Annotated in this window: 15 protein-coding genes and 1 pseudogene; 10 read left to right on the top strand and 6 right to left on the bottom strand. The window is 59.0% G+C overall.

Features of this window, described 5'->3' with window-relative positions; genetic code table 11:
* Window position 1 precedes the first annotated feature (1 nt).
* The 3 genes from DEIPR_RS07555 to DEIPR_RS07545 all read left to right on the top strand — a co-directional run bounded on the left by DEIPR_RS07555 (window position 2) and on the right by DEIPR_RS07545 (window position 5141).
* Window positions 2-3325, top strand: coding sequence for a type I restriction endonuclease subunit R (locus tag DEIPR_RS07555; RefSeq protein WP_013615239.1), 3324 nt, complete (start codon window positions 2-4; stop codon window positions 3323-3325).
* On the top strand, window positions 3318-4043 hold the full coding sequence (locus DEIPR_RS07550) for a M48 family metallopeptidase (RefSeq protein ID WP_013615238.1): 726 nt from the start codon (window positions 3318-3320) through the stop codon (window positions 4041-4043). The genes DEIPR_RS07555 and DEIPR_RS07550 overlap by 8 nt, the downstream gene beginning before the upstream one ends.
* 405 nt (window positions 4044-4448) lie before the next feature.
* Entirely contained in the window at window positions 4449-5141 is a 693-nt protein-coding gene (locus DEIPR_RS07545; protein ID WP_013615237.1) for an HD domain-containing protein, read from the top strand.
* A gap of 1283 nt (window positions 5142-6424) precedes the next feature.
* Here DEIPR_RS07545 and DEIPR_RS07535 read toward each other — a convergent pair.
* Window positions 6425-6670: a helix-turn-helix domain-containing protein gene (locus tag DEIPR_RS07535; RefSeq protein ID WP_013615235.1), complete on the bottom strand. Its 246-nt coding sequence runs from the start codon at window positions 6668-6670 to the stop codon at window positions 6425-6427.
* A gap of 42 nt (window positions 6671-6712) precedes the next feature.
* Between DEIPR_RS07535 and DEIPR_RS07530 the strand changes: the two genes are divergently transcribed.
* From DEIPR_RS07530 to DEIPR_RS07505, 6 genes and pseudogenes are all read left to right on the top strand, one after another.
* Window positions 6713-7537, top strand: a complete 825-nt coding sequence (locus DEIPR_RS07530) for a CGNR zinc finger domain-containing protein (protein ID WP_013615234.1) — start codon at window positions 6713-6715, stop codon at window positions 7535-7537.
* 180 nt (window positions 7538-7717) lie between these two features.
* A complete protein-coding gene (locus DEIPR_RS07525; protein ID WP_013615233.1) occupies window positions 7718-9286 on the top strand; it encodes a type I restriction-modification system subunit M in 1569 nt (522 codons plus the stop codon).
* Window positions 9283-9846, top strand: a pseudogene (locus tag DEIPR_RS14880) (restriction endonuclease subunit S); the annotation flags it as partial. The gene DEIPR_RS07525 and the pseudogene DEIPR_RS14880, both read left to right, overlap by 4 nt.
* A gap of 46 nt (window positions 9847-9892) precedes the next feature.
* Window positions 9893-10624, top strand: coding sequence for a restriction endonuclease subunit S (locus tag DEIPR_RS07515; RefSeq protein WP_041221998.1), 732 nt, complete (start codon window positions 9893-9895; stop codon window positions 10622-10624).
* The gene (locus DEIPR_RS07510) at window positions 10621-13551 is read left to right on the top strand and encodes a DUF262 and DUF1524 domain-containing protein (RefSeq protein ID WP_013615232.1); all 2931 of its coding nucleotides are present in this window, start codon (window positions 10621-10623) and stop codon (window positions 13549-13551) included. Before DEIPR_RS07515 ends, DEIPR_RS07510 begins: the two co-directional genes overlap by 4 nt.
* Window positions 13548-16697: a type I restriction endonuclease subunit R gene (locus tag DEIPR_RS07505; RefSeq protein ID WP_013615231.1), complete on the top strand. Its 3150-nt coding sequence runs from the start codon at window positions 13548-13550 to the stop codon at window positions 16695-16697. Before DEIPR_RS07510 ends, DEIPR_RS07505 begins: the two co-directional genes overlap by 4 nt.
* 103 nt (window positions 16698-16800) lie before the next feature.
* Here DEIPR_RS07505 and DEIPR_RS07500 read toward each other — a convergent pair whose 3' ends face one another.
* The 5 genes from DEIPR_RS07500 to DEIPR_RS14420 all read right to left on the bottom strand — a co-directional run bounded on the left by DEIPR_RS07500 (window position 16801) and on the right by DEIPR_RS14420 (window position 22492).
* Window positions 16801-17280, bottom strand: a complete 480-nt coding sequence (locus DEIPR_RS07500) for a hypothetical protein (protein WP_013615230.1) — start codon at window positions 17278-17280, stop codon at window positions 16801-16803.
* Window positions 17281-17283: 3 nt separating this feature from the next.
* Complete coding sequence (locus tag DEIPR_RS14740; protein WP_013615229.1) at window positions 17284-19692, bottom strand: protein kinase domain-containing protein; 2409 nt, start codon at window positions 19690-19692, stop codon at window positions 17284-17286.
* Complete coding sequence (locus DEIPR_RS07490; protein WP_013615228.1) at window positions 19689-20513, bottom strand: PP2C family serine/threonine-protein phosphatase; 825 nt, start codon at window positions 20511-20513, stop codon at window positions 19689-19691. The genes DEIPR_RS14740 and DEIPR_RS07490 overlap by 4 nt, the downstream gene beginning before the upstream one ends.
* Before the next feature lies 1 nt (window position 20514).
* The gene (locus DEIPR_RS07485; protein WP_013615227.1) at window positions 20515-21186 is read right to left on the bottom strand and encodes a vWA domain-containing protein; all 672 of its coding nucleotides are present in this window, start codon (window positions 21184-21186) and stop codon (window positions 20515-20517) included.
* Between the two features lie 297 nt (window positions 21187-21483).
* Window positions 21484-22492 (bottom strand): IS630 family transposase gene (locus tag DEIPR_RS14420; RefSeq protein WP_218921231.1). Its coding sequence is split into 2 segments (ribosomal slippage): window positions 21484-22020 and window positions 22022-22492, totalling 1008 coding nucleotides; the frame shifts between segments, so codons are not numbered across the junction.
* Window positions 22493-22529: 37 nt separating this feature from the next.
* Between DEIPR_RS14420 and DEIPR_RS07475 the strand changes: the two genes are divergently transcribed.
* Window positions 22530-23276, top strand: a complete 747-nt coding sequence (locus tag DEIPR_RS07475; RefSeq protein WP_083801550.1) for an IS982 family transposase — start codon at window positions 22530-22532, stop codon at window positions 23274-23276.
* Window positions 23277-23484: the final 208 nt, after the last annotated feature.

The raw sequence follows: 23484 nt of genomic DNA, 5'->3' as shown, positions 1-23484 counted from the left end.
TATGCCCCGCACCGACCCGCCTGCCGATTTCCGTGAAATCGTTTCCAGTCAGCTCCCTGCCCTGGCCGAACTGGTGAACCTGGGCTACACCTTTCTGACCCCTGCTGAAGCCCTGGCAAAGCGGCGAGGCCGGCGCGGGCAGGTGATTCTGACCGAGGTGCTGCTGGAAGCCCTGGGCCGCCTGAACCGCGTGCGCTACCTGGACCAGGAGCGTGAGTTCACCGCCGAGGGCCTACAGAAAGCGGCGGACCAGTTGCTGCGCCTGCCGTTTGAAGCGCTCTACACCACCGCGCAGGCGGCTTACGACCTGCTGACCCTGGGCACCAGTGTGGAGCAGGTGGTAGACGGGGACCGCAAGAGCTTCAGCGTCCGGTTCATTGACTGGGAGCGGCCTGAACGGAACATCTGGCATGTCACCGAGGAGTACACGGTGGAGCGCCAGGGCAGCAGCAGCACGCGGAGGCCAGACATCGTGCTGTTCTGCAACGGGATTCCGCTGGTCGTCATTGAGTGCAAGCGCCCCGACATGGGGGAGCCGCTGGCTGAGGCCATCTCGCAGACCCTGCGTAATCACGCCCGCCACGAGATTCCGCTGCTGTACTCCTTCGCTCAGTTGCTGCTGGCCGTGGCGCAGAATGAAGCGAAGTACGCCACGACCGGGGCCGACGCGCAGTATTGGGCCACCTGGCGTGAGGAAGACCCGCAGATCACGGCGGCCTTGCCGGAGCTGGTTGGCCGGCCGCTTGCTCCGGACGTGCGCCGCCGCATCCTGGGCTGGCGTGATGAGCCGCTGCGCTCACGGCTGGACCGGGCCTGGCATGAAGGCCCCCGCGTGCCGAGTGCTCAGGATGGGTTGATTGCGTCTCTGCTGGCCCCGGCCCGGCTGCTGCCCTTCATCCGTGGGTTCATCGTATTTGATGCCGGTGTGAAGAAGGCCGCCCGCTACCAGCAGTACTACGCAGTGGGCGAGATCATGCGCCGGGTGCAGGAGCGGACCCCCGAGGGCAAGCGGCATGGCGGTGTGGTGTGGCATACCACCGGCAGTGGCAAGAGCCTGACCATGGTGATGCTGGCCCGTGCGCTGACAAAACTTTCGAACGACCCGCAAATGCGGGGAGTTCTGAGCGGAGCGAGTGGAAATGAGCAGGAGGCCCAAAATGGAAGGACGGTCCAGACGCTTTTCCCGGACCGTCCTGGAATGGCCGGGCCGACCCACCTGCCCGACGCCCTGGCGCCGCGCATCGTGCTGGTCACCGACCGGGTAGACCTGGACGAGCAGATTGCTGGCACGTTCAAGAACACTGGGGTTCAGCCGGTGCAGGCGAGGGACGGACGGCATCTGCTGGAGCTGCTGTCCTCGGAGCGCACCCAGGTCATCACCACCGTCATTGACAAATTCGAGACGGTGGCCCGCGAGCGGCTGAAGGTCACCAGCCCGGATGTCTTCGTACTGGTAGACGAGTCACACCGCAGCCAGTACGGCAGTGCCAACGCCCTGATGCAGACGGTACTGCCCAACGCCTGCCTGATCGGGTTTACGGGCACGCCGCTGCTGAAGAAAGAGAAGAACACCGCGCAAAAGTTCGGTGGCATCCTGCACACCTACACCATGGGCCGAGCTGTGCAAGATGGAGCCGTTGCCCCACTTAAGTACGAGGCCAGGCACGCCGAGCTGCGTGGAGCGCAGGAGCAGATAGACCGCTGGTTTGAGCGGGTGGCCCGTAACCTCACCGACCAGCAGAAAGCAGATGTGAAGCGCAAGTTTCAGGCGGCCCAGACGGTCCTGGGGGCCGATTCCCGGCTGGAAGAAATCGCTTACGACATCGGGGAGCACTTCGCGCAGAACTACCAAAGCCGTGGCCTCAAAGCCCAGTTCGCCGTGAGCAGCAAGCTGGACGCCGTGCGCTACAAGAAAATCTTCGACCGCTGGGGCCGCGTGAGCGTGGCGCTGGTGATGTCCGCCCCCGACACCCGTGAGGGCCATACCACCGTGGATGAAGCCGATGTCCCGGAAGTGCAGGCTTTCTGGCGCGACATGATGAACCGCTACGGCAGCGAAGCGAACTATCAAAAGAGCATCATCTCGGCGTTCAAGGGAGACGGCGAGCCGGAACTCTTGATCGTGGTGGATAAGCTGCTCACCGGCTTCGATGCCCCGCGCAATGCCGTGCTGTACCTGGACAAACGCCTCAAAGAGCACAACATCTTGCAGGCCATCGCCCGTGTGAACCGGCTGTACGACGGCAAGGACTACGGCCTGATCGTGGATTACCGGGGCATCTTTAATGAGCTGCACGAAGCGCTGGACATCTACGCCGCGCTGGAAGCGGAAGGCTTCGATCCAGCAGATGTGGCCGGCACGCTGGAGAGCGTAGAAGTAGAAATCGGTCTGCTGAAGACGAGGCACGGCCATGTCTGGGATGTATTTAGTGGCATAGACCGGCAGGACTTAGAAGCCATGCAGCGCCATCTGGAGCCGCAGGACCGCCGGGAGGCGTTCTATGAGGCGCTGACCGCCTTTGCGAAAACCCTGCAACTGGCCCTCAGCACACCCGCCTTCCTTGACCGGACGCCGGAAGCTGAGCGGCAGGTCTATATCCGCGACCTGCGGTTCTTTCTGAATCTGCGGACCACCGTCAAGCGGCGCTACGGTGAGAGCGTGGACTTCGGCCCCCTGGAGGCACAACTGCGCAAGATGGTGCAGGAGCATGTGGGAGCCGACACCGTCACTCAACTGGCCGAGCCGGTCAGCCTCTTTGATGCCGAGGCGGCTGAGGAGCAGGACGCCCAGATTGAAGGGGACGCCGCGAAGGCCGACACCATGGCGAGCCGAATCCGCCGTGCCGTGACCGAGCGCATGGAAGAGGACCCAACGTTTTACAAGCGGCTCTCCGAACTGGTAGATGAGGCCATCGCGGACCACCGTGCCGGCCGGCTGGCCGATCTGGAGTACCTCAAGCGGGCGCAGGAGCTGACCCGGCTGGCCCGTGAGCGGGGACAGAGTGAGGGCGACCCCAGGCTGCAAGGGCGTGAAGCGGCGCAGGCTTACCGTGGCCTGCTGGAAGAGGGATTGTCAGAGTCTTTGAGGGAGGTGCCGGACCTGGCCGAGCGGCTGACCACCGCTGCCCTGGCTTTTGACGATGCGGTTCAGAGCCTCAAAATCCGGGATTGGCACAGTAATCAGGGCGTGCGGAACCGCATGATTGATGCTATGGACGACCACCTCTACGAGCTTGAGCGTGAAACTGGGCAGCGCATTCCCCATTCCATCCGGGACGCTCTGTTCGAGAAAGTCCTGTCTGTCGCACGGCACCGGGATGCCTAAAGGAAGCGAGGGACAAAGAACGGCGAAGTACGGCACGGCCCGGATTCCTTACACCCTGAAGCGCCGTGCCCGCCGGACCCTGAGCATTGAGGTGCGGCCGGACGGCAGCGTGCTGGCGGTCGCGCCACTGGAGGCGCCGGAGGATGCGGTAGAGCTGAAGGTGGTGAAACGGGGAGCCTGGATTCTCCGGCAACAGCGTGAGCTGGCAAAACTACCGCCCCCTTTGCCGGAACGCCGGTACATCAGCGGTGAGTCCTGGCGCTATCTGGGCCGGCAGCACCGCCTCCGTCTGCTGACCGGTGAACAGGAGGGAGTCAAGGTGGTTCGCGGTGAGCTGCTGGTCACGGTGGGCACTTCCGGCCGAGCTGAGCAGGTCGTCGAGCGCTGGCTTCGGTCACGTGCCGCAGCAGTGATTTCCGAGCGGATGGAGTTCTGCTTAGAGCACGCGGCACACTTCGGAATCAGCCATTCGGGCGAGTTTAGTCTGCGCAGGATGCGGACGCAGTGGGGGAGCTGCACCCGGTCGGGCCGGCTGACGTTCAATCCCAAGCTGGTGCAGGCTCCCAAAGAATGCGTTGATTACGTCCTGCTGCATGAGCTGTGCCACCTCACGGAGTTCAACCACTCCGCAGCCTATTACCAGCTGCTGGGACGTGTGCTGCCAGATTGGAAGCGGCGGCGCGAACGGCTCAACAGGTTGGTTGAATTGCCGCAGTAAGTCAGGCCGCAGCCAGCCGAAGCGGGCAATGGACGTGACCTTTAATGCCAGCCGAGTTCGCAAGTCTTCTAAAAAGCGCCAGCGTGTCAGCAGAACGCATACGGACGCAGTGGAACGCAGCAGCCGGACTTGCCTAGCGATGAGGGTTGACCAGGCAGAGCTGGGGGCAGGTTTTGGAAATTCATGGCCAGGTTTCCCCACGTTTTTCCAAAACAGATTTGGAAATTGGTGGGGCTTTTTTGCCACGTTTTTCCAAACTTACGGGCGCAGACTGAGGAGCAGCGTTCTCATCTTTCCTGCCTAAGGGGATGAGGGGGATGAGCTTGAGTACCCACTTGGGGGATGAGTATACGTTTCCAGGCAAAAGTGCTCATAGAGCTTTCATCTGTCCACTAGAGTGAGGGCATGTTCCCCCTATCTGACCGCTTCACCGACGCCCTGAATCTGGCTGTGCATTGGCACCGAGGCCAGTTCCGCAAGGTTGGCCCGGGTGAAACCGAACGAGTCCCCTACCTCTCGCACCTGCTGGGCGTCGCATCTGTGGCGCTAGAGTTTGGCGCGACCGAAGACGAGGCGATTGCAGCCCTCCTTCATGACGCGCTGGAAGATGGCCCGGACAATACAGGCCGGGACGCGGACGACCTACGCCGCGAGATTCTGGAGCGCTTTGGCCCGGCTGTGACAGCGATAGTAGACGACGCCACCGACGCGGCGCCAAAAGCAGGCGAGGAAAAAGCGCCCTGGCCGGAGCGCAAGCGGGCTTATCTGGCGAAGCTGCCGTCCAAGCCAGCTTCCTCTTTGCTGGTCAGTGCCTCGGACAAGTTGCATAACTCCCGAAACATTCTGGTGGATGTCCTGGCCAGGCCAGAAGCCGAGCGCGAGGCTTACTTTGACCGCTTCAAGCAGGGGCAGGAGGGCACACTGCAGTACTACCGCCTGCTGGCCGACACCTATTCCGCCATCGGGGAGGAGGCGCTCGGCCCGCGCCCCGAGCTGCGTGAGCTGTTCCGTGAGCTGGACCGGACCGTGCAGGCACTGGAAGCAGCCTGCGGTACAGAAGCCGGGGCGGTACGGCAGCACGAGGTGCTGAGGGTATAAACGGGGATAAACACAGGAAACCTAAGCATGGCGGGCCAAATAGGTCTTGTGAAAGCGCTGCCTGATAGGCCCGTGAGCGAAGGTGTGGTGCCCGGTCAGTGAAGTGGGGTGACCTTGAGACAGCAGTCCACTCCTCCCGGCGTAGAGCCTGGTTGGGGGAGGAGTGCGGGCAGTCTTCGGTTGGAAATACGGAGGGTATTAGGGTGGAATCATGGGGTCTTCCTTTCTGGCCTGATCGGGGCTGTGTGAGGGAAGTGGGTCACCGCAAAACGGACCGTGGGCATAAGCAGGGCAGAGGCTGCGGTGAGGGTCAGCTTGCCCTGCATAGCTGTGGGGGAGCACGGGCCAAGGCCTCATGCGAAAAGGCAAGCGGTTTCAGCACCGCCTGGGCACCTGGTCGCGGAGGGCTGGAAACAGGCATGGGCATGACGTGAACAGGTAGGGCAGAGCGGCATTCACGCTGAGCCACCAGCGCAAGCGCAGGGATTACCGTGGGCAGCGAACTGGGGGAACTGGTCCCGTCGGTTGCTGGAAGGGGCGTGGGGAGATCCGGTTTCAGGCGCGGCAGATGGGTGGTGAAGGACCCCCGGGGCAGCCGACCTTTGGCTCTGGCGGCCAGGAGCAGTTCGCAGGCATCCAGCCTCTGCTGTTCCAGCTCTTCAGCGCTGTAATTCAGCACGTCACTCTTATCGGGGCGACAGGCCCGCTCGTCCCGTGGCTTGCTGAGGTAAGCCATCAGGCGCTCTAGTCCCCGTGCACCCTTCACAGGTGTCAGCCAACAGCCTGCTTTGCGTAGCTGCTTAGGGTCTTCCAGGCCAAGGGCCACCACGACATGCGCGTGGACCTTTCCCTTCCTTGAACGCGCCACAGTGACATAGCGTGGAGCGTTCCCCAGAATGGCCTGAAGTTGCTGCTGGGCCAATCTGGGGCCGTCCCAATAGAAGTCGTCGCAGCCCTCAATATCGACAATGAGGTGATGCAGCTTCCCCGGAAGCAGGAACAAGCGTGCAGAAACCCCCTGACCGTCACCCCAGAGCCGCGTCGCACGTCTTCGCCGCTTGGACGTGGTGTCGTAGAGCGGGTCAGGTGCGTACTCAGTTCCGTGGCGGAGCTGATACTGGTAAGTCGTGGGATGAGTGGTGGGGTCTGCGGGCAGCATGGATTCCAGGAGCAATAGGGACAGGCCCAGCGACCGAAGAAGTCGCTGAAACTCAGGCGGAGAGGGGCATGAAATAAGGAGCCGAGTGGGCGCATGGGCCACCGGCTCCTCAAGAACGTTCAGTTCAGTTGGTGTCTCCGGCCAGGAAGTCATCTATGGCCGTGAGGGGAATCAGAATCTTGCGGCCCACGCTGATGCTGCGCAGCTGGCCGGTGCGAATCAGCTCGTACACCGTGTTGCGCCCGATACCGAGAATGCGGCTGACTTCCTCAGGGCGGCGGGTGCGGCGCTGGTCCTGCTTGCCACTCTGTGCCTCGGTGAGGTGTGGAAGTGTCGTGTCGGAGGGGGACAGCTCGTGCTGGTTGGTCATGCCTCATATTTTGCGGAGCCGTGCGTTACTGTTATAGGTGACATGAACAGTGACGCCAATTCTGCCGGGCTGTTTGCCAGTTGGTCTATGAAGGGGAAAGTGGACATAGACCTCGGGGGCCAGGTCATCATCTTTTCTCAGCCGGAGGCTACGATGGACTTGTTCGCACGCCCTGGCGGCAGCGAGGGCCATTACCGACGCCGAGTGGAGGCGCTGCTCTCGTTACATGCCGGGTCAACTGCGGATGAGTGGCAAGCAGTCGCGCAGGAGCTGGGGCCACTCTTCACCGTTCACCCCTTACACGCGCTCTTCAGTCAACCTGAACTGCGGGAATCTATGGACCTATGGCTTAAGGCGGGACAGGACCTCCGCCTGATGTGGAGCCGTATTGAAAAGCTGACAACGGCTTCGCCTGATGCATGGACCCAGGCAGAGCGGGAGGAGATAGGTTTGCAGGGGCTGGAAACTGCAGGTGCTGACCTTGATGCACTTTCAGAGGATGCGCGCCGCAAGCTGGCCGAAGCGTATACGCCCCAGGAGTGGGCATCCGAAGCAGGAGAAGTGGTGGATGGCATCGGGCAGCAGCTCAATAGCTGGTTCCGCGCTACGCCAAGCCGGGTCGTACCGCTGGTCAACCCTGAGACGCTGCAAGTGGAATTGGTCGTTGAACAGGGCATACAGGCCCTCGCCCTGATGTCCGTGCTGCTGATCCGCAATGACCGGTCAGCCTTTCCGAGGCAGTGTGGGCGTACAGGCTGCACCCGTATCACGTTCATGAAAGGGCGTAGGCGGTTTTGCTCAAAGGCGTGCCAGGAGGCGGCCAAGTCGCAGCGTTACCGTTCTCGCCGGGCGGCCCAAGGCGAGTGAAGGTGGCAGACGAGCGATGCGCTTGGGAGACGCCCATCACTAGACCCTCTGGATAGCCGACCTTGGCTCATGCGGGGGAAAAGGATTATGGCTGCCATGCCATCTCCCGACATTGCCTGCGCAATCCATCCGCAATGTGGGGATTATGACGCTGTGAACGCGGGTTAGACTCTTCTCAGAATGACTAACTCAACTGACCTCTCCGCGCTGGAAAAGCGCCTGTGGGACGCCGCTGACCAGATGCGGGCCAACAGCAAACTCAAAAGCCACGAGTACAGCACACCCGTCCTTGGTCTGGTGTTCCTCTCGTACGCTGACTACCGTTTCCAGAACAAAGCTGAGGAAATCGGGCTGGATGCCGACCCCGACGACTTCATGGCTGAGGGCGTGCTGTACGTGCCTGAGAAGGCCCGCTACTCGGAGCTGCTAAAGCTGCCCGAAGGCGCGAACATCGGCGCGGCCATCAACGAGGCCATGAACGCCATAGAAGCCCAGAACCCCGACCTGACGGGCGCACTCCCCAAGATGTACAACCGTCTGGACAACAGCCTGCTGGCGGGGATGCTCAAGTCGTTTACCTTCTCCGACCTGACCGCCGGGTTGCAAGGGGACGCTTTCGGGCGGGTCTTTGAATACTTCCTGGGCGAGTTCGCACGCAATGAAGGTAGCAAGGGCGGCGAGTTCTACACGCCCCAGAGCCTCGTCAAGCTGATGGTGGAGATCATGGAGCCTTTTCACGGCAAGATTTATGACCCCGCCTGTGGGTCGGGCGGCATGTTCGTGCAGTCGGCCCGCTTTGTAGAACAGCACCAGCGCAGCGCCGCCGACGACCTCAGCGTGTACGGCCAGGAAAAGACCAGCGAAACCGCACGGCTGGCCCGCATGAACCTCGCCATTCACGGGCTGAGCGGCGACATCAAGCAGGGGAACACCTTCTACGAAGACCTGCACGCTAGCCCCGGCAAGTTCGACTTTGCGATGGCGAACCCGCCGTTCAACGTCAAGGGCGTGGACAAGGAGCGTATCTCCAACGACCAGAAGCGCCTGCCCTACGGCACACCCAGTACCGACAATGCCAACTACCTGTGGCTGCAATACATCGCCAGCAGCCTGAACAGTGGGGGCCGCGCCGGGGTGGTCATGGCGAACAGTGCCAGCGACGCACGCGGCAGCGAACAACTCATTCGCCAGCGGATGATTGAGGACGGAGTGGTAGACGTGATGGTCGCCACCAGTTCCAACCTCTTCTACACCGTGACCCTGCCCGCCACGCTGTGGTTCATGGACAAGGGCAAGAAAGGTACGCCCCGCGAGGACACCGTGCTGTTCATTGACGCCCGCAACACCTACCAGCAGGTGACCCGCGCCATCCGCGAGCTGCGCGACGACCAGGTGGAACTGCTCGCCAACATCGTGAACCTGTACCGGGGCGAGGCCGACAAGCTGGACGACAAGCACGGCACCGCCGCGAAGATGACCGAACTGTTCCCAGACGGCCAGTACCGCGACATTGCGGGCCTGTGCAAAGTCGCTACCCGCGCCGAAATTGCCGCGCAGGGCTGGAGCCTGAACCCTGGGCGCTACGTGGGCGTGGAAGCCCGCGCTGCTGATGACTTCGACTTTGGTGTGCGCCTGAGCGAACTGAACGAAGAACTGGAAACCCTGACCGCCGAAGCTCACGAACTGGAAGCGAGGATTGGCGAGAACGTGCGGGCCTTGCTGGAACGGCAGGAGGGTGGGCCAGCGTGACGCACGGTAGTCAATGGGTAACTGTCCAAGAGATTGCCGCACCAGGAAAGTGGAGTCTCAACGGTGGGCCATTCGGCTCAAAGCTGGTTTCAAAGGACTACGTAACTGAAGGCGTCCCCGTGATTCGCGGGGCCAATCTACCCTTTGATAGTCGCTTTTTGCAGGAAGAATTTGTTTTCGTCTCCCCTGAGAAAGCTCAATCCCTAATCGCTCACTCTGCAAAGCGTGGAGATGTGGTTTTTACGCAGCGTGGAACCCTCGGTCAAGTTGGGCTAATTCCTGACGACTCAAAGCACGGTCTTTATATCATTTCGCAGAGTCAAATGAAGCTCACCGTTAATGAAATAAAGGCCGACCCAGAGTGGATTTATTACTATTTCCGACAACCAGCAGTTATTGAGCAACTTATTGGCCTTCAATCATCATCTGGAGTGCCGCATATCAATTTGGCTACTTTGCGGGAATACAGATTGCCCCTTCCTCCCCTGCCCACGCAGCGCAAAATCGCCGCCATTCTCTCGGCCTACGATGACCTGATAGAGAACAACACGCGGCGGGTGCGGGTGCTGGAGCAGATGGCGCGGGGCGCTGTACCGCGAGTGGTTCGTGGAGTACCGCTACCCAGGCCACGAGCAGGCGCAGTGGGTCGAGGACGAGGCAGGCAGAAGGCCGCAGGGGTGGGAGTGGGTGACTGTTGGCGATGTTGCCTTGGTTCACCGTGGCCGCTCGTACAAGAAAGAAAACCTTGTAGAGACTGGCGGAATGCCATTCATCAACCTCAAGTGTATTGAGCGCGACGGCGGCTTCCGCATGGATGGCATTAAGCGCTACGAAGGCCCCATAAAGCCTACCCAGACCGTTGTCGCTGACGACATCGTCATGGGTGTAACCGATATGACGCAGGAACGGCGGATTGTCGCTCGTGCAGCCCGCATCCCACGTTTAGAAGCACCAGCAGCCGTGTCAATGGACGTGGTCAAAATTCAGCCGCGAGAGGACATTTCCAACTCTTACCTCTACGGCATGTTCCGCTTCTCTGACTTCGCCGATGAGGTCAAGTTGCACGCAAACGGAGCGAACGTGCTCCACCTAAACCCTGAACGCATCACTGCTTTCGAGTTTGCCTTACCTAACGAGGATTTACGAAATCAGTATGGGCAATTCGCCAGCGCGATTTATTCCCAAATTGACGTACTCAATCTCCGCAACGCCAACCTGCGCCGTACCCGTGACCTGCTGTTGCCTCGGCTGGTGTCGGGCGAACTGGACGTGTCGGGCCTGCGGGTGGCGGGGATTGAAGAAGAGTTCGATGCAGTGGAAAGGGAGGCAGGGCAATGAAAGCAGAGCAGACGACCCTACACCGGATGATGAGCGGCCCCAACCAGCAGTTCGAGATGCCCCTGTACCAGCGGCGCTACTCGTGGACTGACAAGCACCGCTGGCAACTGTGGCGCGATGTGCTGCGGGCCAGCGAGCTGCGCGGGGAGAGCAAGCACTTCACGGGTTCAGTGGTGTCTGCGCCTGTGATGACCATTCCAGGCAGCGTGCAGCACTACCGGCTGGTAGACGGTCAGCAGCGCATGACGACAGTACACCTGCTGATTTGGGCACTGGCCGAGCACCTGGAAAATAACCCCAGGGCGGGGGATGAGCTGGGTCTCAAGGCACGGCAGCTCCGGGACCAGTACCTGTTCAATGAGGGAGAGACCAGAGACGACAGATACAAACTGCGCCTGAACTACGCCGATAATCCTTTGTGGCAGCGGATTATGGATGGGAAGTTCCAGGGCAAGGCAGCACGTGGTGAGCGGGAAACTGAGCTGATGCGCGGCGTACGGTTCTTCCGTGACCGCTTCGCTGAGCCGGGCCTGGATTTGGCTGCCGTGTGGGAGGGCTTCCGGCGTCTGGAAGTGGTAGGCATCCTGCTGCAAGAGGGCGTGGACGACATGGGCGTGGTGTTCGAAAGCCTCAACAGTACCGGCAAGGCCCTGGCTCAGGCTGACCTAATTCGCAACAACGTGCTGATGAGCAAATCGCTGGACGACCAGCGCGACATTACCGAGCAGCACTGGCACCCGATGGAGCAGCGCTTCGCTGAGGTCGAGGAAGGCCAGTTTGACCGCTTCATGCGCGATTACCTGACGCTGCGGACCCGCATCCTGCCCAACGAGGACGAGGTGTACCTGGCGTTCAAGCAGTACCGCGAGGGCAAAAACGTGCTGAGCGTGGTCCGGAACATTGACGAGACTTCCAAGCTGTACCTGGAACTGCTCCAGCCGACGCACTCGGCTCCAGCGGTGCAGGTGGCCCTGCGGGATATCGCCGCCCTCAAGCTCAGCATCGTCAATCCCTTCTTGCTGGAGCTGCTGGAAGACCGCGAGCAGAACTTGCTGACCGATGAGCAACTCGAAAAGGCCCTGCGTGTGGTGGAGTCTTTCCTGGTGCGCCGCGCCGTGCTCAAGGAGCGCACCTCGCCGCTCAACAAGCTGTTCGCCACGCTGGGCCGTGAGCTGGACAAGGACAGCGACTATGTCCGCTCGCTGGAGCGTGCGCTGGTGCGCTTCCAGGACAACAAGACCGACGGCTTCCCAGACGACGTGGCCTTCGAGCAGGCCCTCAGAGAGCAGAAGCTGTACGGCAGACCCGTCTGCAAGCCGCTGCTGGTGCGGTTAGAGCGCGGCCTGAACCCCAAGGAGACCTTTGGCGGCGTGTTGACGATTGAGCACATCATGCCCCAGAAGCCTGGGCCTTCTTGGCAAGCGGCGCTGGGCAAAACGCCGGACGATGACAAGACCTGGCGGGAAGACCACGAGCGGCTGCTGCACACGTTGGGGAACCTCACCCTGACGGGCTACAACAGCGAACTGGGCAACCTCTCGTTTGAGGAGAAGAAGCATAAGCCCATACGGGCGGGGGACAGCGAGGAAACTTCCATTCCCAAGGGGTACAAGTACAGCCACTTGCTGCTGACCCGTGAGCTGGTGGACAAGAGCGAGTGGAATCAGGGCGAGATAGAGGCCCGTGCCAAACGCCTCGCCAAGCGCGCCACCGAACTCTTCCAGATGCCCAGCTTTACACCCGAGGAAGTGGAAGCCCTCCGCGCTGAGGGCCGTCAGCGGGCCAGGGCCAACACCGTTGAGCGTCACCTTGAGGAGGCCAGCCTGCAACTGCGTCAGCTCTTCGAGGAACTGGACTGCCACCTCAAGGCCCTGGGCGACGAGGAAGGCGTGACGGTAAAGCGTGTCATCAACCAGCAGTACATCGCGTATAAGGCGGGTTCTAACTTCTGCGACGTGAAGGTCATGGCGAGCCAGAACGTGCTGAAGTGCTGGCTGAACATCCCGGTCATCCAGTTGGACGACCCTCTGGGCCTGGTCCGCGATATGAGCCAGACGGGCCACGCCAGCAACGCCCCAGCCGAGGTCACCCTGACCCTAGACAGTGACATGGAGAGCTTTTTGGAACTGGCCGAGCAGGCATTGCAGCACCAGGTGTCCTTGCGGGCGACCAGCAGTGCCTCTGGAGACAGTGAGAGTGGCGAGACCGTGAACTTCTCAGTGCTCCCCGCAGAAGCCCAGGACGTGCTGGCCCGCCTGAGCAAGTGGGCCGCTGACGTAGGGGCCAAGGTCAAGGACACCCAGAATTACCGCGCCCTGCGTGACCGCCGCAGCTTCGTGGAGCTTTACCCACGTCAGCGGGAAAATGGACTCATCCTCGCCCTCAAACTGCCTGCCGATGAAGTGGGCGAACTGACTGAAGGGCAATTGGGAGGCTGGCTGCGCCGTGATTCATGGCTCAGTAAGGTCATCCGCACCCCAGAGGAGCTGGAGAAGGCGTGGCCCCTGATTGAAGCCGCCCACGCCTATCAGAAGCCTTCAGGCGTCCTGTCCTCGGCCCAGGGGATAGAATTGCGAGACTTCTACCAGAAGGTGCTGCAATTGGCCGAAGAGGAATTCACGCCGCAGGCCCTGGCACGCCAGAACAAACAGACCTTGCTGCGGCTGCCTGAGAGTGAAGAATACATCGCCCGCATCAACATGGTTAAGCAGAAAGGCAGTGTCGAGGTACTGATGGACATTCCCTTCGAAGACGTTGTGGACTTCACGGGACGTGGCTTTGCCCGCATGGAGCACAGCAGCCTATCTAGGGGCCACTACTCCACCTTCCTCAAGCCAGGCGAAGAGGACATGGCCCGTCAGTTGCTGCGCCATCTGAACCGCCATTTCCAAGCTCAAGCGGCAGCCACGCCGGGTGAACAGTCATGACTCAGGCCCTCCTCGACTACGGCGAAGACCTTCTGGTCGAACAGTCCGCGATGGGTCTGCTGCGCGAGCTGGGCTGGGAGACCTTCGATGCCATGAGCCACAAGCCAGGGGAGGGTACGCCCTTTGGCCGCGACAACTTCAGCGATGTGGTGCTGGCTGACGAGCTGCTGGCGGCTCTGCAGGCGCTGAACCCCGACCTGCCAGAAGTGGCACTCAGGGACGCGGCGGCGCAGGTCTCCTTGCCCCGCCTGGACATGCAGCGGGTCATGGCGAACCGCGAGATTTACAGTCTGCTCAAGGAAGGCGTGTCTGTCACCTTCAACGACTCGGAAGGCGAGCAGCGCACCGAGCGGGTCAAAGTCATCGACTGGGAAACGCCTGAGAACAACCGCTTCCTAGCGGTCAATCAGCTCTGGCTTGTCAGCCCAGATGGCCTGTACACCCGCAGGCCCGACATTATCGGCTTCGTGAACGGCCTGCCGCTGGTGCTGATGGAGCTGAAGGCGCTGCAGTACCCCGCCCGTAAAGCTTTTGAGGACAACCTGCGCGACTACCGCGACACCCTGCCTGGGCTGTTCGAGCACAACGCTCTGCTGGTGGCCTCCAACGGCGCAGAAGCCAAGCTGGGCAGCCTTACGGCGGGCTGGGAGCATTTCTCCGACTGGAAGAAGGTTGAGCGTGAGGATGAACCCCGCCGCCCTGGCCTGGAAACTCTGATTCGGGGCGTGATGGACAAGGGGCGGCTGCTGGACATCGTCGAGAACTTCACCCTGTTCACGGAGACGGAGGGGGGCCTGAACAAGATTGTCGCCATGAACCACCAGTACCTGGGCGTGAACAACGCCATCCAGGCGCTGGAATACAGCAAGCAGAACGGCGGCAAGTTAGGCGTGTTCTGGCACACCCAGGGGTCGGGCAAGAGTTACAGCATGGTCTTCTTCTCCCAAAAGGTGCTGCGGAAGGTGCCGGGCAACTGGAGCTTCCTGGTGGTGACCGACCGTGAGGAGTTGGACAACCAGATTTACAAGAACTTCGCCCGTGCTGGGGCTGTCCACGAGCCAGAGGAAGCCGTACGCGCCAGCAGCGGCGCACATCTGCAAGAACTGCTGGCTCAAGACCACCGCTACCTGTTCACCCTGATTCAGAAGTTCCATACCGAGAAGGGCAAGGTGTACCCCACGCTGTCCCTGCGTGATGACGTGATTGTCATGACCGATGAGGCCCACCGCAGTCAATATGACATCTTCGCGGGCAACATGCGCTCGGCCCTACCCAACGCAGCTTTCATCGGCTTTACGGGCACCCCGCTGATGGCAGGCGAGGAAAAGACCCGCGAGGTCTTCGGGGATTACGTCTCCATCTACAACTTCAGTGACGCAGTGGACGATGGGGCTACGGTGCCGCTGTACTACGAGAACCGCATTCCAGAGCTACAACTCGCCAACGAGGACTTCCAGGGTGAGATGGAAGCGGTGCTGGAAGCCCACACAGTGGACGAGGAGGGCGAGCAGGAGGTGCAGCGGCGCTTTGGGCGGCAGTACCAGCTTATCGTGCGCCCTGACCGCCTTGACACCATCGCGGATGACCTGGTGCAGCACTTCTTGGGGCGGGGTCAGTTTGGCAAAGCCATGATGGTCAGTATCGACAAGGCCACGGCCGTCAGGATGTACGACCGCGTGCAGGTGCGCTGGCAGGATGAATTGGCCCGCACCGAGGCTGAGCTGGCCCAGGCGAAGGGGGAAGACCGCGACCGCCTGCTGGCCCGCCGGGAGCTGCTGAGGACCACGGACATGGCCGTGGTGGTCTCCCAGGGGCAAAACGAGATAGACGACTTCAAGCGACTGGGCCTGGACATCCTGCCGCACCGCAAGCGGATGGTTTCAGAGAACCTGGAAGAGAAGTTCAAGAAGCCCGAAGACCCGCTGCGAATCGTCTTCGTCTGTGCCATGTGGATGACCGGCTTCGATGCGCCCAGCGTGAGCACCATCTACCTGGACAAACCGATGCGGAACCACACGCTGATGCAGACCATTGCCCGCGCCAACCGGGTCTGGGAGCAGAAGAACAGCGGTCTGATTGTGGATTACATCGGGGTGTTCCGCAATCTGGAAGAGGCGCTGGCCATATATGGTGGGTCTTCTGGGGAGGGCGGCAACCCTGTCAAACCCAAGACTGAGCTGCTGGCGATGCTGAAGACCCAGGTGGCGGCCCTGCGAGGCTCCATGCAGGCCCTGGGGCTGGACGTGGACAAGATGCTGGAAGCCGAAGGTTTCGACCTGGTGAATCTGCTGGATGATGCCAGAAACCTGCTGGTGAAGAACGAATCGGTCAAGAACAGCTTCGTGAACCAGGCCAGGGCGCTGGACCGCCTGTACCGCGCCGTGCTGCCTGATCCGCAGGCGCAGGCGTACACGGCGGAATGGGCGCTGTTCCAGGCACTGCTGCGGAACGTGCTGGGGGAGAGCGGGGAGCACGGACCTGACATCGGGAGTGTGATGGCCAGCGTTGAGGCTCTGATGGACAAGTCTGTTCGGACGTACCGCTATGAGATTCCCCAGTACACCCAGGTACTCGACCTGAGCAAGATTGATTTTGAGGCGCTGGCCGAGCAATTTGCCAATTCACCCCATAAGTTCACGGAGTTGGAGAAGCTGCAGCGGGCCTTGAGTGCCCGTGCGGCAGGTTTGGCACGGCTGAACAAGACCCGCATCAACTTTGCCGAGCAGCTTCAGAAGATGATTGACGAATACAACGCTGGCACGCGGGATGTTGAACAGCAGTATGCCCAGTTGCTTGATTTTGCCCAGTCTTTGGACGAGGAAGGGCAGCGTGCCGCCCGCGAGGGCCTGTCGGAAGAGGAACTCGCCATCTTCGACCTGGTGATGAAACCTGGCGGTCCGGCTAGCAAGAAAGACCGCCAGGCTATCAAGGCAATGGCGCGGCAGCTGGTGCAGAAGCTGAACGGCAATGTGCTGGTACTGGACTGGCGCAAGAAGCAGCAGACCCAGGCAAGGGTTCGCAAGGTCATCCGTGACGAACTGCGGGCGCTAGGGGCGGACAATGGCGAGCTGACCGACCTGGTCAAGCACCTCTACACCCACGTGCACGAAGCCTATCCAGATGCCGGGCGCAGTATTTATGCCTGACACGGTACCTGTGGATGGCTCCTAAATCCGGGAGCCGTCTATGAGTAGGAGCAATTGGGATAATTGAACGACTGTTCAGGCGACGCTGCCCTATTTTCGCCTGTCACCCGTCTACTTGATGCTGTGCGGCCCGCTCTATAGCATCACGGAAAAGTTCTTTGCGTCGCTGTTGATACTCCTGGAGAGCCTGCTGCTGTGCTGAGGATAGGTATTGCTGCAGAGTCGGGAGACACTGCCTGAAGTCCGCTTCAACGGAGTCTCTCAACTCAAAGGAAGTCTCATAACTGATGTGATGCCCCTCAAGCCAGGTGACTTCAAGCTTGGTGTGCTTTTCAAGAATCCTTACATAGAGAAGGGCTTCCTCATGGCTCCTGAATTTCACCTCGTGCTTGAGAGCTATGCCGGCCCTACTTTTCAGGGTCTCAATCGTGGCCTCCTTAGCAAAAGTTGTATCTAGGTCGTAGAGAAAGTGCTTACCACTTTCAAGCCACCTCTCCAGTAATGAAATAGCTTTAGCCTTTTCCCCTGGATAGGGGCTGTGCAGAGCAATCCGGAGTACCTTCTGCATCTTTGCGATATCCATCGACTAAACCTGCCACTGCTGGATCATGGATATGGTTTTCTCGCGCTGGGCCAGCTGGGTTTGCAGCTGCAAGAGAGACTGCAAGGTAGCCTGTTCAGCTGCCTTCCAAGTTTGAATATCGGCGGGCAACTTCGCTACGACTCCTTCCATCGCGTCAAGTACACGCTGCCTTTCCCGGTTCATTTCATCTCGCACCTTGGCAAGGATGGGGGATGGGACTTGGCTGATGTCGAACTGGAAAAATTGTTCCACTGAATCACGCCACAGCAGCAGATCCTGTAGCTTCTTGGGTCCAATGCCCCGAACATGCTGAACGGAGTAATCAAGGTCTTTGGCGGTGACAAAGCCATAGGAATTCAGATTGGCAATGACTGTCGGCCCAATTCCAGGCACGTCACCTGGTTTCAGGACATTGTTGGCGAGGAAATTCTCAAGCGCTTTTTGACGGTATTGTCCAGTAACTTCATTAAACCGGTTGCGTTCTTCAGCGTCGAAATTGCGGACTTTTACCCGCATTTCCTTGAGCCAGTCCATGGCCTGTTCATACCCCGTTTCAGCGCAGTCAGCCAACAGCCGCAGGTATAGACCATTGATCTGCTCTCTGAGTTGTTGAGCTGTCTGCTCATGTTCCACCAGTGCCTGTCTGAGAAGAAGAGCATATTCCCGTCTATGCTTCTTCTCAGACAGCTTGATCTGCTTTTCGCGGTCTTCCAGCAAGGCTGCATACTTTGCACTGCGCTCCTGCTCCATCTGTGCAATGCGCTGCTCGCGTTCCTGAATGAGCTGCTGCAACTGTTCTTCGCGGCGCTGCTCAGCTTCAGCAATAAGGAGAGGCCTGCGCTGGTCATACGTTTTGAGCTCCTGCTGATAGCGTTCGAGCGCCGTCTCGTATTGCCTGCGTTCTTGCTCATAGGTGCGGATCGCCTCTTCATGTAGGGTGTTGAGGACCTTCTGCCGTTGCTGACGACGCATTTCCAGTTGCTGAGGTGAATTGCGGCTCAGGTTGTAATAGACGCCGAAAGCGAATATGAGGAGCAAAAAGTAGTTCTTGGAGAGTAGGCTGACGAGACAGAGCGTCCCGAAGATGGCCAAAGGTGCCGCAACGTTCTGCCGGACATCAGTCAGCTGCACCTGAGGCACGGTTGGTGCAGCTGGCGCTTGTGGAGCTGGCAACGATGCAAATGCGGCCGCGTCGACTGGCGGCAGGGTCGGTATAGGGGGAGGGCTTTGTAGCGGTGGCATGGCAGGCATAGGGGGAGGGGAGGTGGCAGGCGGTGCAGGAGGCAGTGGCAAGGCATTGACCTGGGGTACCTGTAGCATTTGTGGGGCAGCTGGAACAGGGATGTTACTGAGTCCCTGCCAGATCCTGTTCAAGGCTCCTTCAACATCGATACGCTGCGCTCCTGCTGGGAAGCCCGTCTTCGCAGTCGCTGCCCGAATATTCTCAATCGCACACCAGGGACAAGTCAGACGCCGATCATACTTATGATCGGCGTTTTTGCTGCATGTGACGATATTGGCGCTCAACGTGGCTAATGCTGCTTCCCACTCCTCTGCCGCAGGCCGCCCTTGCTGCCGAGGTGAAAACGCTCTCTCAAACAGTCGTGCCAAATCTGGATGCAGACTCTCCAAGGTGGTCATGAAAGCTGGTGGCTTAACCCCGTTTTTGCGCTGCAAACTGTAGGCGAATTGATCGGCTTTAATCGCCTCTGCGGGACTTGGCATCGCTCCGTTGCTGTGGATGCCTGAATAGGGGTGGCGGCCATCAAAGAGCAGATGGAAAATGAGTACCGCCAGCCCAAACAAATCATGGTCTTTGGTTCTCACCAAGCTCCCGAACCCTTTACCCTGGAGTTCAGGGGGTGTGAATTCTGCCGTGCCTACTGGACATGGGTAAATGTTGCCCTGCCAGTTGATCTGGTACGAATCGGTGTCAGTGAGTCGCACGATGCCGTTGCTGTTCACTGAAACGTTGCGTGAGCTGACATCACCCATCAAGATGCCGTGACGGTGCAGCACGGCAAATGAACGGGTGACATTACGTGCCACATGAACGAGAAACCGCCAATCAGCCCGTGGAAAGTGTTGGCGGCGTGAAAGTCTCCGGTACAGCAGATGCGACTCTTCAAAGCCAGCACCGAGCTTGGGCATCAAGAAGCCACGAATCCGCCCCTGCTCATCACTCAGGGTTGTTTGTGCCCAGGCGCTGATGGCTTGTAAAGATGGGTCGTCCAGCTGAGGCAAAGACCTGATTTTCTCAATCTGGGCCTGCTCTGGAATCTTCAGGTAGATCTTCGCAACAACATCAGGCCTTCCGTCTACAGTGAAAACAGCTCCTTCTCCGCCTCTTCCAAGTTCTGTACTCAGGGCTACCGGTTGACCGTGACCATCAATGTATGAGGTTGCCGTCATACTGGGTCGTTTTCCTCCTTCGCTTCAGCAGGGATGGGCGTTAGTGGTAAACGGCTTGCCAAGATCAGGGTCTTATCGTCACTGGTACGAGAATTGACAGCTGGAGAGTTCAGAAATTGTCGTAGGCCCTGTTCAAGTCGCTCCCAGTCTTCTCCCTTCGAATGGCCTAGTTTTTCAACTCCGCCGAACATGGCGTTGAAAAACGGAGCATGAACCGATTGGGTCTGCATCAAGAGTGCTAGAGAGGTCAGTCCATCGGTCATCATGCTGATACGTAATATCTCTCCTTCAATAACCCTGACATGAACGTGATCTTCTGGCACATCCGTAACAAAGAAGGTCTGGTTAGCATACTCACCGTTGTCAGGCCAAAACACCGTCTTTAGTTTCTCATCGGCGGTCTGCACGACAATGGCACCGTCACCGACTTGAAGAAACCAGGCTTTCGTGGGCAGTATGGCTGCGACATTCAAGGTGCAGGCCAGATCGCGCTGGGAAGAATCTGGATGATGATCAGACAAGTAACCCTCAAGTATGTTGACTAACTCGGTCATCAATTGCGAACCGTTTAATTCGGAAAAATCCATCTCACCGCTGCTCAGATTTTTGATCAGCCATGTGACGGCTGCTTCGCATACGAGGGCACTTCCCTTATCCGATAGATCAGCGCTGCCAGCACCGTCGGCGGCGACCAGCAGCAGAAGATCTTCATCGCTCCCTGTCGGAATCAGGGCTACCTTATGATTATCCTGACAGGGCTGCGCGGTCGCAAGGTGACCAGTACCTATTTCAGACGCAGAGATGTAGCGCCAGTTGGACAATTTATACCTCAGCCCAACCAGCGGGGTTTGATAGCGCGACCCTGTCTCCGGGCGTGCTTTGAGAGACGCTCTTCAGACTTGCAGACAGCCATTGGAACAGCTCACGGAATTTGAGACCTTGCAGCTTCAGGGGGGCACGCTCCGACAGCTGACTCAGCATGTGCATATCTGCATCGTCAACGCCAACGCTGAAGAAGGCGAATGCCTTGCTTGCCTCCCCTCGCTTAATCTCTGCGGCAGCTTGGTGCCAGTCGTCTGTCGGCGCTCCATCGGTGATGAGGAAGACCCAGGGACGGTAGAGACCGACTCCTCCCTGCCGGATGGTCTCTTTCCTGTTCTTGAGCAGTTCCAGCCCCCGAATTACGGCCTCGCCCAACGGCGTGTTCTGTTCAGCCTCTAGATGCGGCGGAATGAAGTTGTGCGCAGCAGTGAACTCCTGGACAACCCTGACAGGTCCAAAGCTGACGATGGCGACCTCACAGCGTGCAGCAGCCAGGGGGTCACTGGAAAGCTCGTCCTTGAAGTCGACCAAAGCTCTGTTCAACGCGTCAATTTTTGCCCCAGACATGCTGTAGCTGTTATCCAGTAGCAGAAGCACAGGACAGCGAGGTTCCGGATTTTCAGCAAATTCTGCAAGCTCAAAGGGCAATTGAAAAAAGTCTGCGTCGGTCATAGCTGTATTTTAGAGCACACCTCTCGGTGCGTCAGCAGTTTTGCAGACTAATACACAGATTATTGCCAGTGAATAACAATTACCGAAACCATCACGTGGAGAGTGCCACAAACTGACGGCATAGCGATTACAGCTTCAGGCGACCCATTACACGTTGTGACGCAAATCTGAGCAACAGTCTCAACCCCGTCCTAGACAACTTCAAACGCCGTTTAGGGCCTGACCGACCACTGTTGAAGTGCGTCTCAGGCACATAAAAATAGAGACGACATGGCTAAATATCGTCTCCACCATAGTTTATTGATAACGGCGTAGATTTGAGTTCATAAGATGGAGGGGCAGTTGAACATAGCGAACTCGTTGCCAAGCTCGATGTAGCTTTTCTTTGAGGGCTGAGACTGAATGAGCACAGAAATTGCCCAGCACATTTCGCTTGACGTACGCCCACACCAGTTCGATGGGATTCAGTTCTGGTGCGTAGGGTGGGAGGAAGACCAGGGAGAGGCGTTCGTGGCAAGCCACGAACGCCTGAGTCGATTTTGCGTGATGCGTTCTCGCGTTATCCAGCACCACGACGACGTTCCCCTGAACCTGGCGCAGCAGATGCTGAAAGAACCGGGTGACGTCCGCACTGCGAATCGCCCCGGATTTGGTGTGCTGGAAGAAGCGTCCGTCCGAGGTGATAGCGCCTATCGTGGAGAGCTTCTCCCAGTTCGCTCTGAGCCCCACCAGGGGCGTAACGCCCCTGGGTGACCACGTTCGCCTTCGCACGCCTTTCAGCGAGAAGCCGACCTCATCCAGATAGATGACGGTGGCTCCCTCAGCGACCTTTTTTTTCCAACTCCGGCAGCACCTGTTCCTGCCAGGACGCGATCCGGAGTTCATTTCGCTCAGCTGCTCGACCATCTGGCATCTGAGGTGTGAAGCCAAGCTTTCGCAGGATTTTGCGGACGTGGTCATGGTGGTACCACACATCGAAGTGCCGTCCAATCAGCTCTGCCACGCGTTTTGTCGTCCAAGTTTCATCAGGGAACCCGTGCTGCATAGCACCCTCCCGCAGGAGGGTGCGGAGCTGTTCATGCTGAGCAGGAGTGAGGCGGGAAGAAGCCCCACGAGCAACTGTCGCCTGTAAGTTACCGTTCTGCTTCAGCCTGGCTTTCCAGGTGTAGACCGTATGGACCGACACCCCAAAGTGGTCTGCTATTTCCTGGTTTTTGTGTTCACCACGCTTGATCCACTCCAGAGCAGCTAAGCGGCGTTCCTCAAGCTGCGCACGGGAGAAGTGGCTTGGCTGCCATCCGGACATATACGAAGTGTAGCAACTCAGACCTCCACCGTTATCAATAGGACGTCGACACGTCATTCGCCACCTCTATCTCTGGGCCAGGAAGCACTTCAGTGACCGGAAATCCTGCCAGCACCAGAAGGTCACAGATGCCATGCTGGTTGCTCTGCTGCTCTCCCGTCTCATCTTCAAGCATCCATTTGCTTCCATCTGGTGGAACATCCTCAAGGAAGACCGTCCCGGTCTTCCTTCCTACACACAGGCTTACACCAGGGGCATCAAGCTTTTACCACTCTTGGAACATGTTGCCAGCCCAGCTCAGCCGTGCGCCGAGGTTGTGATTGATTCGATGCCCCTCCCCATTTGCCGTCCCAAACGCACTCATCTTTGTCAATTCCCAGGAGCAAAGTGGGGTTTCGGAACTCAGGGTGAGTTCTTCGGATACAAGTTGCACGCCTGGGTCACACCAGGTGGACAAATCGTTCAGTACGTCATCCGACCTGCAAACCTCCACGACGTTACGGTGAGTTACGAGCTGAATCTCAGGTGGCCAGAGTTTGAAGGCCCAACCATCATTGGCGACAAAGGCTATTGCTGTCTAGGCTACGTGTATCCACCCAAGAAGAACACCAAATACGACACGGGATGGCGAGAATCTCGCCATCCCAGAATTCGCAAACGCATTGAAACGGTCTTCTCTGCGCTCGTAGAAGCGCAAATTCGTTCCGTTCAGACCAAAACTCTGGCGTCACTCAAGCTCCGCGTCGTTCTGGCTGTACTCGCGCACAACCTCGCTAGGCCCTAAACGGCGTTTCAAACCCTCCTTCAACTGTCACAACCGCGTCACAACGGGGGCGAAATGAGGCGGTTTTTGGAGGGATGAGTCGGGATGACGAGTCAAGCCAAACTGCGTCTACAAGGACATTTGAGGATGAAGCGTCATAAGCTGGGATATGCCCGGGGAAATTCGTAATCAGTCACCTCTCATAGCCATTTTTGTATCTGCTTCGGAT

Origin of the sequence: Deinococcus proteolyticus MRP, from assembly GCF_000190555.1 — a bacterium.
GTDB lineage: Bacteria > Deinococcota > Deinococci > Deinococcales > Deinococcaceae > Deinococcus > Deinococcus proteolyticus.
This window is presented reverse-complemented; position numbering and strand designations above follow the sequence as displayed.